A 12,489-nucleotide genomic window follows, 5' to 3' on the forward strand; every position below is an offset into this window, starting at 1 on the left:
GGTTAACCTCCCGAGTTACAGCAGTCTTGCCAGCGCCACAAAATGTAGAGCGCATCTTCACCGGCACCGGGGATCGTTCGCCACTCTCCCCATTTCATGGTGCTTTCACCGATGACATGCGCACTTTCAGTTTCCGGTACAGGGAAGAACATACTCATCTTGTATTGGGATTTCGGCAGCATGGGTTCGATAACAGGTCGGCATAGCGCACTGTTCCCCATTGTTCGCCTAGCAAGACCACGCCTGTGTTGAGCCGCGATTGCACGCGCCGCTAAATGGCTGGTGTTTTCTGCTAATGAGCCAAAGGCTAAGGTGTGGCCAGATAACGGGTAGAGATGGCCCCAACTGCCAGCACACCAAAACAACTGATCGATGGGTTTACCAAGCGTTGATGAAGCAGCGTCAGCGGTACAAGCCGAAATAGCCAATGGATTAGCAACAGCAGCCGCTTCAGGCTGAGTAAAAAAGGCCAGTTCATCGTTAAGCCATGTTGGGTCCAATTCCGACAAATACATCAAGTCAAAGTCCATGTAACCATCAGCATTGCAATTGCCATCCATGAACAAATCGAGCATGACCAAAAGCGGAAAGGCGTAATAATGGTAATGGTAGAAAGCAAGATCACCGGTATCGTATTCACCCTCGCCATGACCACCTTGCAGTCGTCTATCACCTAACGGTAAACGAATCCCTCCCAGGGAAGGCGAACAACCTGGCGTTCTGACCAGTTCAATCAAACGCGCTGGCTCCCACATGCTGGTAACAATACCTGGCCTTGGCACACCTAAGTTGTCTTCACATAAGCAAAATGACTTGTTTGATGCGCCGCTTGGGACATTGCCAGAGCCAAGAGGAAGACCGGCAACCCGGATAGGAAAAATGCATGACCAGCAAACATCCGTCAGCAACTTGCCGGACAATAACCCCGCGTCTGGGCAAGTCAATTCGGCTTTTGCAGGAATAAATGCGCTTAGGGCAAACATGACAACGAGAGTCCGCATCAGACGATACGTATTATTGAGCTTTTTCATGAACAAGCTCCTTTGCTGGAATTTCTTCTATTTCAAACGCGAGCCCCTTTGCTTGAACAAACGATGGGGTGACTTGCAAATCAAAGCGCTGCTTTAGCGAGGCATTGAGAAGATAAACCGGACTGTCCAATGTCTTTTCGATCGCATTGAGGCGATTCCAACCTTGAGCACGGTCGAGCTGCGTGGTGATAAGCGTAATGCGGCGCAGCGTCCTATCTTGGCCCTCAAGCCAATGCGCTACTGCGTCCACTTCTTCAGCGTTCGACGCATTAAACACCACGAGCTGCTGAGTAAATGGCAAGGCTTTTAGCGGGTTAATACGCGTTCCTGCTGGGATCAATGTTCGGCCATTGGCATCCAATAGTGGCCGCTGCATGACGATGGTTGGATCAACCGTTCTTATCCGATACTGCGTGGCTTTGGGTAACTCAGTAAATGTTTGGCGAGACCAGAAACGCTCAATGGCTTTTTTCTTTAACGCGCCCAAGTCAATCGACTGTAAACGCTGCATCGCTACTTGCACCAAATCCGGTTCTAAAATCGAATGAATAGGACCGCGTTGACCCAATGAACCGGTATTGCCTGTTTCAATTTGACGCTGCAACCAGTCCTTGCTGTAAACCCCTAGTGCACTTGCAGTCACCTTGTCATCTTCTATGCGGAAAATAGCAGGCACGCTAGTCACCCGCCAGTGCACAAAGGCTTTCGGATCGATTCGAACCTGAGGAACAGGATCAAGCCCCGTCATCAGCGTATGCCAATCACGGATAGCCGCCCCCAAGGTCTTTCCTTCAGGAATTCCCCGAAACAACACAATAGCGCCGGTAGCACTGGCCTCTTTAAATAGCTGCTTCAGTGAGGAATCTCCCAGTGAAGACGACGCAAAAATCAACCATTCATCGTTATGTTTGAGCGACGCAGGTTGTTCAATCGGTGAAAAAGGCTCGATAAATTCAGATGAACCATCCACAGCACTTTGTAAAATGCTGCGGCTCATTTCAACGATCTTTTTGTCCTCATCAGACAACGGATAAGGCTCTTGTGCCCAGGAAACTTGAACCCAAGCCAATGGAGCAACCAACAAAAATAAGAGGCATAGTCTTCTCATCATCCACCTCCTACCAAAGCGGCCAAGCGCGACCGACAATCTGCTCGCGCTTAACGGCATTCCAATAGCGGGAGTCGAAACTTGTTGCAGCCTCACCGGAAAACCAATATTCGTTTTCTTGCAGCGTCAATGAGCGGCTAAATTGTGATTCCGCCACACCAAGACGCTGGGCTAATGCCATGCCGGTAGAGACTTCAGCACCGTTCACCAGCACATGCTCAGGCGTCACATTGACTTCATCCCCAGGCATCCCTGTTAGGCGTTTCAGCATACGAGTACCGTCGTTATATAACGGAGCAAGTCCTTTTGAGTGGAAGGCATACAAACCATCCTTAACGGGCTCTTTATTCCATAGGTCAATCAGATACACCGTGGTATCAGGCAGGCAGCGCTCTTGCTGGGTATCAATACCTATTCGGTAGCGCATCATGGCGTAGGTGCCTACCAAGGCCATGATTAACGCAAGAACGGTCAACCGAATGAGATATGGCCGCCAAGGCATTCTTTTACGGAGTATCTGCATGAGACACCTCCTTTGAGCCTGCTGGCACAAATACGGAATCATCAGCACCCACCACCGCTTGGGCATCCAGCACGATAAAACCGGCTGCTTTTAACTTTTCAATTTGCTGATTGGTCTGAAGCAACCTGGATTCGATGTCTTGTTCGCTGGCATTGGGGCCCAGTGACAACACCGCCTCCCCAAAATCGACGACTGCAATGGGCGTACTTAACGCCAACTGGCTGTGGATGGGTTCGAGTGTTTTCATTAAGAGCCAGCTGGTCATTAAACCGCTACCAGCAATAGACAAAGTAATAGAGGCCATAAATGGCCAAAGCGTGGTCTTATTCATAGCCTCGCTCCTTCAACAACTGAGAGATGGCATCAGCAACAGAAAGGCCTTTGCGCGTTAACTGTTTAATCGCGTTTACATCTTCTGCACGGGACGAGTACAACAGCTTGTGAAACGGATCGACAATGAGGCGGCCAATCCCGGTACCCATTTCGGTAATAAAGAAAATTTCGGAATAGACACCCGTGACGGTATGAACCGTTTTTAGGTACTCATAACCGCCTTCACCTAGTGGCAAGCGGCCTTCTTTTTTGAGCGCGTTGATGGTTTCAGCTTTTTGACCAAGCAGGTACATATTGGCCGAGTTTTCAGCGATGGCTTTACCTGTAGGGCTGTCATACAAATCGTTGACCGACTGCGTTACCGTTACAGCACTGCCGCCATATTTTCGAAATCGACGGTAACCCGTCTCGATGAACTTACCGACATCACCTTGAGTCAGCAGATCCCAGGCTTCGTCAATGAACACAATCTTGCGACGATCACGCTCACCTAAGTACATCTCTTGTTGGATTTGGTAGATAAGCTGAAGCAACACCACTTGTTGCAGGTGCTTGCGTCCCTTGAGCTCTTCTAACTCCAGAACGGTGAAACGGTTTTTGAAGCGAATATTGTTGTGGCCATTAAAGAAACGGCCATATTCGCCCTGTGTCGTAAACGGATAGAGCTGCTCACCCACGTCCTGCACACGTCGGTCTTCATGATTTTTTAAAGCCTCTGCCACATCATCAACCAACATGGCACGACCTTTTTTCTCCCACAGTTCACGGGTCTGACGCTTTAGGTTGGCCATCTGAAAATCAGTTAATGACTGCGTAGGCGCGGCCATTGCGGCCAATAATCCAACCAGTACATCCGCTTCTTCGTCATAGTCCTCAACGATTTCAAACGGGTTTAAGCAAATGCCACTATCCCGCCCGAACTGTAAGAACTCTCCGTCATAAACTTCACACAGCTTTTCATAAGAGCGGCCAACATCAATCACCCAGCATTGCCCGCCTTCAGATAAGTAGGAGGAGATGATTTCGTTCACCAGGAAAGACTTGCCCGACCCCGATTGCGCCGCGATGCAACAGTTGTAATTACTGCCCGAGTCATAAAGGGACACACTCATGATCTGACCATTACGGGAAACAAAGTTAATCACTGGCGTGCCCGTGCCTTTCCAATCCGCAAATAAAGGCAACAGAGGGATGACATGCCGTGTCGCCATGGTCTTGAATCGAAACAAGTCGTTCATCGCCTGGCGGTCAGCACCAAATGGCAAGGCATTCAGGAAAATGGGCAAACAGAAGTACTTGTCTTCCATCAGCTCAAATCCGAGCTCTTTGAAATAAGTTCGAGCATTTGAAACAGAGCTGATGGACGCCTCTTCCGTCGGGGAAAACAGCGTTAAGGTCATATTTGCCCGAATAGGACGATCACCTTCTTGCAAAGCTTCAAAAAGAACATCAAACCCCTTTTTCTTGGCTGCAAGCACCGGCACAAACTTGAGCATCGGGCCATAGGCCTGATTGACCGCCCATTGACGCTTCGTCTCTAACCGAGATCGCATCGCCTCAGCTGAGGGAAAGTGAATGGTGACATTTAGCAAAAAGCTGCCGCGTAAACCGCGACTGCCCGTCATCATATCGCCCGCAAAACTTGCGGCATGACCAAACCAGATCCGCTCAGGCAAGCGCTTAAACGATAAGGTTTTAACTCGGTAATCACCCAACATCAGACCTTGGCTATCCACCTTGATAGCTCGGTCATAATCCAACACTTGCTCTCGAAGTGGTTTATCAGCCTCACTGCGGATTGGTGATGGATTGCGCCAGGAAGCATCTTTTCCCCAGTTAAGCTGCGCACTTAATGCTGCGAGCCAATTTCGGTCAGTCATCTCAGTGACGCGAAAACCAACCGTTGCCAGCGCTTGCGAGAAAGAAGCTCGAAGCGCGGATGCTCGACTCAACTCACGCTCCGTCGGAATAGGACTTTCCAAAGGCAATTTGCAGGTGACGATCAGTTGAAAGTTGCGTACCTGAGTCTGGGTCGATTCTTCTATCGGTTGAACCGTGCCCCCTTCGAGGAAATCCGCACGTTTGCGTATCGACGCCCTAAGCAATGGATCGGATTGACGATGCCGTAAGCCCATCATGCGCTGAAGGTCGGTTTGAATATCAGGGGATGCGTACAGGCCAAATTGCAGCAAAGTGTCTTTTGGCCAGTCGTTATTGAGAAGAACATTAACCCTGTCTGCAACAGACTCATCACCACCCGGCAATGGGTCACATAGAAAACCAAAGCCAACACTCTGGTCTTCCATGAAAAAAAGTTGCTCATCGTCTGAATAGGCCAATACTGGCAATAGCTCAGAAGCGCGTTGCCCTGAATACAGAGAGGCTTTCATTAACGCCCCTCCAACCAAGCAGAAAGATCATAAGGACGGCCTCGGCTGATGCGACCATCATTGGCGACGATGAAAGGCACACCTTGAATTCCAAGAATTTGAGCCGTCACCAAGGTACGCTGCATTGGCTCTAAGTTGCAGGCATCATCCTGCTCTAGGTTACCAATCCGGCCATTGAGCAATGCATCGGCGGCCGCTTTCTTGTCACGCGCACAGCCAAGCTGGCGAACCTGACGCTCTGAATCAGGACCAAGCACTGGCACAGGGAGAATTTGGAAGGTGTATTCCTTGGTTAGCGGTAGGGCTTGTTTCAAAAGCTCATGGCAATGCGGACACCGGGGATCAACAAAGACCACCACTTTCTTTTTGCCTTCACCCAGCGTCAGTGGATTCAAATCATCCATTTTTAAGCCAAGACGACTTAAGTCCAGCGTGTTACCCGCTTCACGAATTTCTTCAAGGCTGGTAAGCGGCTTTTTCGACCAGGCATCATAGAGCGTGCCATCAATGACGAACCGGCCACTGTCTGACATGAAAACAATACGGCCATTGCTTTCGACCGCTTTCATACCGGTGACCGGCAAAGAAACCATGCCGTCAATTTTGCCAACGGGCGACACTTCAGACACAGGTTCAGCTTGAACCAAAGGAGACAGCGCAAGCGCCAGAATAATTGGAGATAGTTTTCGCATGAGGAGTCCTCGTTAATGTAAATCGAGGCTCCAGTCTATGCAGTTGTCCTATGTGGACTCGGTTAGATAGATTGAAGAAATCGCAATCTAACTAGGGGGCTTATAGCTCGTTTAGGTTTGTTATAAACGAATTACTCGGCGTTTGCGTTAACAAGCCAATCATCAAGCACTTGCTTCAATTTATCTAATTGCTCTTGATGTTTTGCTTGATTCTTTGCCAATTTGTTAATGTTCTGCAACTTCCAACGAATCGCTGGCAAGTCTGCTGCATTAGGATAGTCAAACAATGCCCAGTCAGGTTGCCCTCTTTTGAATGACATAAGGAAAGCATGATCCCTTTCTGTGAAATGTTTTTGAAGTTCAATTAACATCATGGGCCTAACAGAGGCTAAGTCTTCGCATTCAACTTTTTCAAAAGTCATTCCGTCAAATTCTGCCTGAAATTTCTCATTCAGAGGCTGCCAGTTTGGCGACATGACTTCATTAATAGGCCGAGGGTGACTTAATGTATAGGTTAAAAAACCCACCAAAATCTCTCTCGAAATCCCTTCACTACCAAGTAACATACGCACATCAAATAAGTCGCGAGGATGTTGGCGATCCATTGCAGCACACAATTTCCCACCATACAGATCGGGAAGACTGACTACCTGAATCTCAGCATAACCAAACTCGTCTTCAACAGACTCTTGAACTGGCATTATTTCTGCACTATGCAATGTACCTCTGGCGACGGGCGACACTTCAATTTTGATCGTCGCAACCTGACTTGATACAACTATTCTCAGTTCATCAGCTTTATTATCCTGAAATGCCGCTCGGATATCTGGTTGAGTATTGATTCTGTCTGTAATCCGTTGCAATGCAGCCCTGACATTAATCAAAGCCTCATCTCTTGGTTCAAGTGGAAGATAAGCAAGATCAATATCTACAGATAACCGAGGAAAATCTCTCACAAATAAATTAATGGCGGTGCCACCTTTAAGTGCAAAAACCGTCTCTGTTGCTACCACAGGCAGCATTCTTATGAGCAAAGAAACCTGTTTGTAATATGGGCTATCTTTATCCATTATGTTGTTCACCTTTTTTGACGCTTAATATCTCTGGCACTGTGATTTGATATCGCTCATCAAAACGTCCTTTTTCGACAACCTGCCGCTTTCCTGCCCCCAATTTAATTCTTGTTTCATCTATGCGATTGACCCACTGGTGATCGTAGTATCGACCCAGAAATAGAAATATTCGGTTTGCCTGAACAGAGCTGCTTCGTTCAAGAATATCTTGTACTTTTCTAGGGCTAAGATTGACTAAACCCTGAAATAATTCTGCGACATGCTCAAATGAAATCAGCTTTCCAATCGCATCTACCACTTCATAGGCAGCAAGTTCTGCACAGCTGACAGTGAGTTCTTTCTCTTTAACCGTGATCCTTTTCAAATCTTTCTCGGGATTCACTTCAAGCTTATGGTTTCCACAGTAAAACCAATTCTGATAAGGGAATTCACGAAACCATTTCGGTAAGGACGACTTGTTTTTAACGCAAATCCAAACTTGCTCTTTGTTCAGCTGTAAATAGTGACTCAGTCCCTGGTGAGTTAAGCTGCTCAATCCAGCCAAATGAACTGAAACGCCCAATTGCACATCCAATGCTTGAATGGCATCAACCCAAGTTGGCTTTATATCGCCCTGCGCATTTGGACGATAGTACACACCAGAACTAAGCTTCTTTAGCCAACCGTTCTGCGCGTACTTTTGAGCCAACGAGTAGCTCACACCGTTTTCAGTCAGCCATTGCTGAAGTACTAGCGCACCAGGAGAAGTATGAGCAACAAGCCAGTTTATCTTAGATGACATTTTAACACCCCAAGTGTGAATATCACGAACAGTATAAACCATTTAGTTTATTACGATAGGGATTTTAACACTTTAGGTGTTAATATACCTAATACTGTAAACCAAGATCGCTAATGTGGCGTTGTTGAAATGAAAAAGTCTACCCAACATCACCAATAACCCGATGTTGTGTAGACCTAAGTTTGATTGCCTTAAGTGAACTGACTACTATGGCTCACATTCAGGTGCCCAGTAAAACGGCGCTGATTGCTGGAACGGTTGTGCCAATGACTTCTTGAGTGCTGGCAACGACAGGTAAGGTTGCAGACATAACACTTTCAACGACTGTTGGTGTGTTGTAGAGACCCATACCGCCACCAATGCCCAGAGCGAAAGCCATCAAGCTTTGGCGAGCGATACCGCCCACAATACCCACCAGAACCATGGCTCCCGCTACGATCCGTCCCAAAGTACCTTGGGTCCAATCTTTTAGGGTATCCCACACATCAGTGAAAGCATCACCGCCGGTGCCCGCAAATGAGGGCTCCGAAATCATTAACGCCATCAAACCAAGCGCACCAATGGTCATTAGGCGCTGAGTTTGAATGGTGCGAACTGCATTTGTCATTCGTTAGTTTCTCCGTAGATACTCAAGTTATCGCGCTTACCATCAGCTCCCGCTGAGGCAGAATCGCTTTGAGTCTGAAGTGGACGTAGCACTGGCGAAACCGTTCGAGGTGCTGACACCCCAATATCCCACCGGCGCGGTTCAATTTCGGTAAACACGTAGCTGGATAAATTCAGATCTCCACGGTCATCCTCCCAAGGCGCAATCCAAATTCGCATCACTCTTGAAGGAATGCGAAGAGGTGCAGATTGCTGCGTCTCAGGTAATGCTGGATGGCTCAGCAGTCCTGTCTCTAAATCAGATTGTGAATACCCAGAGGGAGAACCAATTCGAGTCGCCACAGCATCAATCGTCTTGGGTGCAGCCCCATTACTTGTAAGCTCATAGACTTCACGAGCGGATAAACAGCGCACACCGTCAGGCATACCTGGACATCCATATTCACTACTCCCAAGACCCAATGAACTACAGCCAGACAATAAGGTTGAGCCGACTGCCAATAAAAGTAATCCAGCTTTAGACCACTGTTTTGAATGGTGCTTTGGGTTGTTCTGCATTGATGTCGTCATGGTTAACTCTCCTCTGGATACACATCTTATTGTCTGAAACGGACTTCGATCGGTTAGCAACATGCAGGATTTTTTCATCTTCTTGCACCTCCCCCTTGCGAAGTGGCCAACGACAACGAGGCACCACGAGTGACTATGACTTCAATTTTCCTGGCAGCGTCTACCTCTATGACTGGGAACATATTTTCAGCCATGTCCAAATAGAACTTGGCCACTCGATCCAATGCTTTACCGGTGCCTTTAATCGCAGCACCTTGTAATGCTTCTTGGCTCATGACTTGCTGGTAAAGCTGAGTATCACCGGCATTACCCGTCTGAATCGTCGGAACAGGATTCACATCAAATGCGCCTGCCAAGCCCTGAAGGAATCCGGCCATCATTGATTTGGCCACCAGTTGGCCTTGTTTCGACACTAATCGGCCACGAATACCGGCTTTGCCGTCTTCACCCACGGCATAAGAATCCAGTCGCGTTTCAATGACGCCACCATCTTCTCTCACACATGAAATGGTCTCGCCTCGCAAATAGGCACGCTCAGAGCTCAAATCACCGTAACCTGCGGCGATCAAGAAACACTCTTTGATATCCGCTCTAAATCGGTTAGGTAAAATGGCTTCCTTTTGAATCCTCAGCAATGCAGGAAAAGGTTCGCGTCTTGCGGACTCGTGAGTAGGAGCATCCAAACCCGTGATCAAAGTACCCGAGATGATGCTGCCTGCCGGTAGGTACAAAGGCGGCGCTTCTTGCACAACAACCTCTGGTTCAGCAACCACTTCAGGCTCAATCATACGAATCGTGATTGGCGGCAATGGAACATCTCGTGCTCGTGTGCCTTGGCCATTGGCTGGCTGCTGATAGAGCGGATCAGGCAGCGGCGCATTGGCAAAATAGTCGTCTGGGTTAGACGGCAGAGGCTTTTCTTCTTTAGGCAATTCCATGGCAGATAAAGGCACGTCGAAACGGCTATTTGTGCCTTCAACTGCTGCATCACCTCCAGCGCGAACATCATCAAGTTCCGCTCGAAGGCGAGCCAACTCCGCATTGACCTCACTTGGTATAGAAGGCGAACCTGGGCTTAGCCGTCCTGAATCGACGTCACGACGCAAGCGCTCAACTTCACGACGTAACTGTTCATTGCGCTCACTGAGTAGTTTTACGTTCGCAGCCAAACTATCGACCCCAACATCACGAGTATTGGTATCCGTAAGAATGTGCCGGATCGTTTCCTGTCGGTTCCGACTGCTTGAGCCATCGTCAGGAGTAGGTGAAAACACCATCACCATAAAGATGAGACCACCAGCAATACCGGCAACCGATAGGCCCCGCTTCATGTTCGGGCTCATTTGTTCCCATTGTGCTTTCATCGTTATTCACCTCCCACAAGAAGCGAAGGTCGCTGACTTTCCACCGCTTCTTCACGATGATTGCGAACAACCACATACAACTCAGTCTTTTCACCCGGCAACAAGATATTGCGAGGCCAGTAGGCGCTTGCCACTATATCTGGTGCATGACAGGCTATTTCACTGGCTTCTATCGGCTCATCGGCAAAGCTTTCAACCAGTCCTACATAGACGGTGAAGTAATGTCCCGTCACAATTTGCCCCTGCTTAAAACCAAAATTTAAGCCCGGCTGAAAACATTTCGGGCTTGTGTCAGTTTGGCCAGCTAAACGGATGTCATGGCCTTGTGGTAACTCATTTAGTGCAAGGCGTCTGAGTAAATCACGTAAGCTATCGACGTATGGCTGAGCCGTTTCCCAAGTGGCGGCTTTTCGGTTCACGACGCCCTTAATAGGCCACTGCTGACCATCAATAGCTAAGGTGATTTCACGCGGTGGAATACGACGAGGTACTAAGGTGACAGATAATGCGGGCGCTTCCTGACCAGGCGGAGTGATGTAAAGTGAAACCGGTGATTCTTTGTCCGTGGCCACATATACAACATTCCCCTTTATTTGCGTCTGAGCATCACTGGTTGTTCTCACCTGAGGCGATTCAAACGGCGTCACAATCCGGTTCAGATGACCAATACCTACAGGGATCAGCTCATTAACACCCGGTGTCATCAGCAGCGTTGTTGGCACATCCGTTGAAGCCGTATTGGTTTGAGTCGGTGGATTTGCAGTAGCAGACTGCTTCATTACACTGGCAGGCACAATCGGCAATTCCACGTCTGCATACGACGCTTGAGATAATAGGACGCCACTTAAGCTCATTGCGATTAAGCTTGGTGTTATCCATCGACTAATTTTGGTTCGCATCATTCACCCTCCGGTTTTGCTCTTGGGTCAACTTTTCACGAACTCGCTTCGTTCTAGCTTGCCCCTCATACGTATCCATCCAACTGAGCTTTGGACGGTATTGCTCAATATCGATGTCAAACTCATAGGTGCGAGTTTGGCGCTGTTCATCTCCAGATGGCCCAGAGACCAAGGAATAACCGGTCACAAAGACATGGCCGGTTTCATATTCATACTCCACTTGTCTGGGTTGGAATTTGAGCGTGACTCGGTCTTCGCGGATTTGCCTTGCCTGAATCTCCAGTGCATCGACCACTTGCTGGTACACCGCTGGAGAAAGCAGCGGCTCGATAGCAACTCGGATGAAAGACACATTACCCGGCGTCACGTTGCCCATAAGCTCAGCCAGGTAGAGTCCCCAGGATTCAAGGTAAGGCTGAGTGGCCTGGTTTCGTGACACTTCAGCCGTTTCAGACAAAGTTGGTGGTTGAATGGCTACCACGGTATTGCGAGAAAATGCCGCAACCGCAAGCAGCAAGTTAGATAGCACCAGCACTGCAATCAGAAACCGTTGCCATCGGTTCTCTAATTGCGTGCCTTGCCATGATTTTAAAAACACGTCGAACTTCACGGCAGATAGCTCCTGATAAATGGGTTAGGGATCGTCTTGGCTTTGGTTGGCAACAGCCCAGCCCAGTAGATGGCGTGAAGAATAAAACCATCAGGGCGACCATCACGAAAACGCCGATAGAGCTTGGTTGTCACCAACCCCAACAGGCATAAAACCAAGGCATTACCGGTAAAAATGCCGATCACTAGCCCCAACAGAATGGGAGCCATCTCATCGGCACTCCAAAGCAGGAAGTGCGGCGGGTCATCGATATAGGATGGAATACTCACAGGTTCCATAGTCACTCCTCGTTGTTTGAATTGAGAAGTGAAGAATGCCTTGGGATTGGCAGGTTCAGTGGTCAGCTAGATGCCGAATTCTTGAATGTTTTGAGGGTTCTATTCAGACAATACTAACAATTGATCTTTTTGATGCGGTTGATATGATGAGGATATTGGTCGTGTCGAGACCAGCTGCCCACTTTAGCAAACCCGGACGGGACGACATGCAAATCAAATTTATTTTTTGCT

At 48.4% G+C, this 12,489-nt stretch carries 14 protein-coding genes; all 14 read right to left on the bottom strand.

Annotated elements, in window-relative coordinates; translation table 11 throughout:
* Window positions 1-2: 2 nt before the first annotated feature.
* Window positions 3-1,031 (bottom strand): TraU family protein, encoded by a 1,029-nt coding sequence (locus R8N28_RS16965; RefSeq protein ID WP_193285809.1) that lies wholly within the window; start codon window positions 1,029-1,031, stop codon window positions 3-5.
* Complete coding sequence (locus R8N28_RS16970; RefSeq protein WP_193285827.1) at window positions 1,015-2,139, bottom strand: TrbC family F-type conjugative pilus assembly protein; 1,125 nt, start codon at window positions 2,137-2,139, stop codon at window positions 1,015-1,017. Before R8N28_RS16970 ends, R8N28_RS16965 begins: the two co-directional genes overlap by 17 nt.
* 10 nt (window positions 2,140-2,149) lie before the next feature.
* On the bottom strand, window positions 2,150-2,662 hold the full coding sequence (locus R8N28_RS16975) for a S26 family signal peptidase (RefSeq protein ID WP_188708039.1): 513 nt from the start codon (window positions 2,660-2,662) through the stop codon (window positions 2,150-2,152).
* Complete coding sequence (locus tag R8N28_RS16980) at window positions 2,646-2,993, bottom strand: plasmid-related protein (protein WP_193285811.1); 348 nt, start codon at window positions 2,991-2,993, stop codon at window positions 2,646-2,648. Before R8N28_RS16980 ends, R8N28_RS16975 begins: the two co-directional genes overlap by 17 nt.
* Complete coding sequence (traC, locus tag R8N28_RS16985; protein ID WP_193285813.1) at window positions 2,986-5,385, bottom strand: type IV secretion system protein TraC; 2,400 nt, start codon at window positions 5,383-5,385, stop codon at window positions 2,986-2,988. Before traC ends, R8N28_RS16980 begins: the two co-directional genes overlap by 8 nt.
* On the bottom strand, window positions 5,385-6,077 hold the full coding sequence (locus R8N28_RS16990; RefSeq protein WP_024008832.1) for a DsbC family protein: 693 nt from the start codon (window positions 6,075-6,077) through the stop codon (window positions 5,385-5,387). The genes traC and R8N28_RS16990 overlap by 1 nt, the downstream gene beginning before the upstream one ends.
* 131 nt (window positions 6,078-6,208) lie before the next feature.
* A complete protein-coding gene (locus tag R8N28_RS16995) occupies window positions 6,209-7,147 on the bottom strand; it encodes a nucleotidyl transferase AbiEii/AbiGii toxin family protein (protein ID WP_193285815.1) in 939 nt (312 codons plus the stop codon).
* Complete coding sequence (locus R8N28_RS17000) at window positions 7,140-7,931, bottom strand: type IV toxin-antitoxin system AbiEi family antitoxin (RefSeq protein ID WP_001896349.1); 792 nt, start codon at window positions 7,929-7,931, stop codon at window positions 7,140-7,142. Before R8N28_RS17000 ends, R8N28_RS16995 begins: the two co-directional genes overlap by 8 nt.
* A gap of 220 nt (window positions 7,932-8,151) precedes the next feature.
* Window positions 8,152-8,538 carry a TraA family conjugative transfer protein gene (gene traA / locus R8N28_RS17005; RefSeq protein WP_000180225.1) on the bottom strand — a complete coding sequence of 129 codons (387 nt, stop codon included), beginning with the start codon at window positions 8,536-8,538 and terminating at the stop codon, window positions 8,152-8,154.
* Window positions 8,535-9,107 (bottom strand): type IV conjugative transfer system lipoprotein TraV, encoded by a 573-nt coding sequence (traV, locus tag R8N28_RS17010; protein WP_148039504.1) that lies wholly within the window; start codon window positions 9,105-9,107, stop codon window positions 8,535-8,537. Before traV ends, traA begins: the two co-directional genes overlap by 4 nt.
* A gap of 74 nt (window positions 9,108-9,181) precedes the next feature.
* Complete coding sequence (locus R8N28_RS17015; protein WP_226083517.1) at window positions 9,182-10,471, bottom strand: TraB/VirB10 family protein; 1,290 nt, start codon at window positions 10,469-10,471, stop codon at window positions 9,182-9,184.
* 2 nt (window positions 10,472-10,473) lie between these two features.
* Window positions 10,474-11,370 carry a type-F conjugative transfer system secretin TraK gene (locus R8N28_RS17020; RefSeq protein ID WP_193285829.1) on the bottom strand — a complete coding sequence of 299 codons (897 nt, stop codon included), beginning with the start codon at window positions 11,368-11,370 and terminating at the stop codon, window positions 10,474-10,476.
* A complete protein-coding gene (locus R8N28_RS17025; RefSeq protein ID WP_000667170.1) occupies window positions 11,354-11,980 on the bottom strand; it encodes a TraE/TraK family type IV conjugative transfer system protein in 627 nt (208 codons plus the stop codon). Before R8N28_RS17025 ends, R8N28_RS17020 begins: the two co-directional genes overlap by 17 nt.
* Window positions 11,977-12,258, bottom strand: coding sequence for a type IV conjugative transfer system protein TraL (gene traL / locus R8N28_RS17030; RefSeq protein WP_000433891.1), 282 nt, complete (start codon window positions 12,256-12,258; stop codon window positions 11,977-11,979). Before traL ends, R8N28_RS17025 begins: the two co-directional genes overlap by 4 nt.
* Between the last annotated feature and the right edge of the window lie 231 nt (window positions 12,259-12,489).

Source organism: Vibrio sp. Vb1554 (assembly GCF_033344235.1).

What these genes read in the sequence shown, in the direction of transcription:
- R8N28_RS16965 (WP_193285809.1), bottom strand. Translation starts at nt 1,031, where the DNA reads ATGAAAAAGCTCAATAATACGTATCGTCTGATGCGGACTCTCGTTGTC.
- R8N28_RS16970 (WP_193285827.1), bottom strand. Translation starts at nt 2,139, where the DNA reads ATGAGAAGACTATGCCTCTTATTTTTGTTGGTTGCTCCATTGGCTTGG.
- R8N28_RS16975 (WP_188708039.1), bottom strand. Translation starts at nt 2,662, where the DNA reads ATGCAGATACTCCGTAAAAGAATGCCTTGGCGGCCATATCTCATTCGG.
- R8N28_RS16980 (WP_193285811.1), bottom strand. Translation starts at nt 2,993, where the DNA reads ATGAATAAGACCACGCTTTGGCCATTTATGGCCTCTATTACTTTGTCT.
- traC (WP_193285813.1), bottom strand. Translation starts at nt 5,385, where the DNA reads ATGAAAGCCTCTCTGTATTCAGGGCAACGCGCTTCTGAGCTATTGCCA.
- R8N28_RS16990 (WP_024008832.1), bottom strand. Translation starts at nt 6,077, where the DNA reads ATGCGAAAACTATCTCCAATTATTCTGGCGCTTGCGCTGTCTCCTTTG.
- R8N28_RS16995 (WP_193285815.1), bottom strand. Translation starts at nt 7,147, where the DNA reads ATGGATAAAGATAGCCCATATTACAAACAGGTTTCTTTGCTCATAAGA.
- R8N28_RS17000 (WP_001896349.1), bottom strand. Translation starts at nt 7,931, where the DNA reads ATGTCATCTAAGATAAACTGGCTTGTTGCTCATACTTCTCCTGGTGCG.
- traA (WP_000180225.1), bottom strand. Translation starts at nt 8,538, where the DNA reads ATGACAAATGCAGTTCGCACCATTCAAACTCAGCGCCTAATGACCATT.
- traV (WP_148039504.1), bottom strand. Translation starts at nt 9,107, where the DNA reads ATGACGACATCAATGCAGAACAACCCAAAGCACCATTCAAAACAGTGG.
- R8N28_RS17015 (WP_226083517.1), bottom strand. Translation starts at nt 10,471, where the DNA reads ATGAAAGCACAATGGGAACAAATGAGCCCGAACATGAAGCGGGGCCTA.
- R8N28_RS17020 (WP_193285829.1), bottom strand. Translation starts at nt 11,370, where the DNA reads ATGCGAACCAAAATTAGTCGATGGATAACACCAAGCTTAATCGCAATG.
- traL (WP_000433891.1), bottom strand. Translation starts at nt 12,258, where the DNA reads ATGGAACCTGTGAGTATTCCATCCTATATCGATGACCCGCCGCACTTC.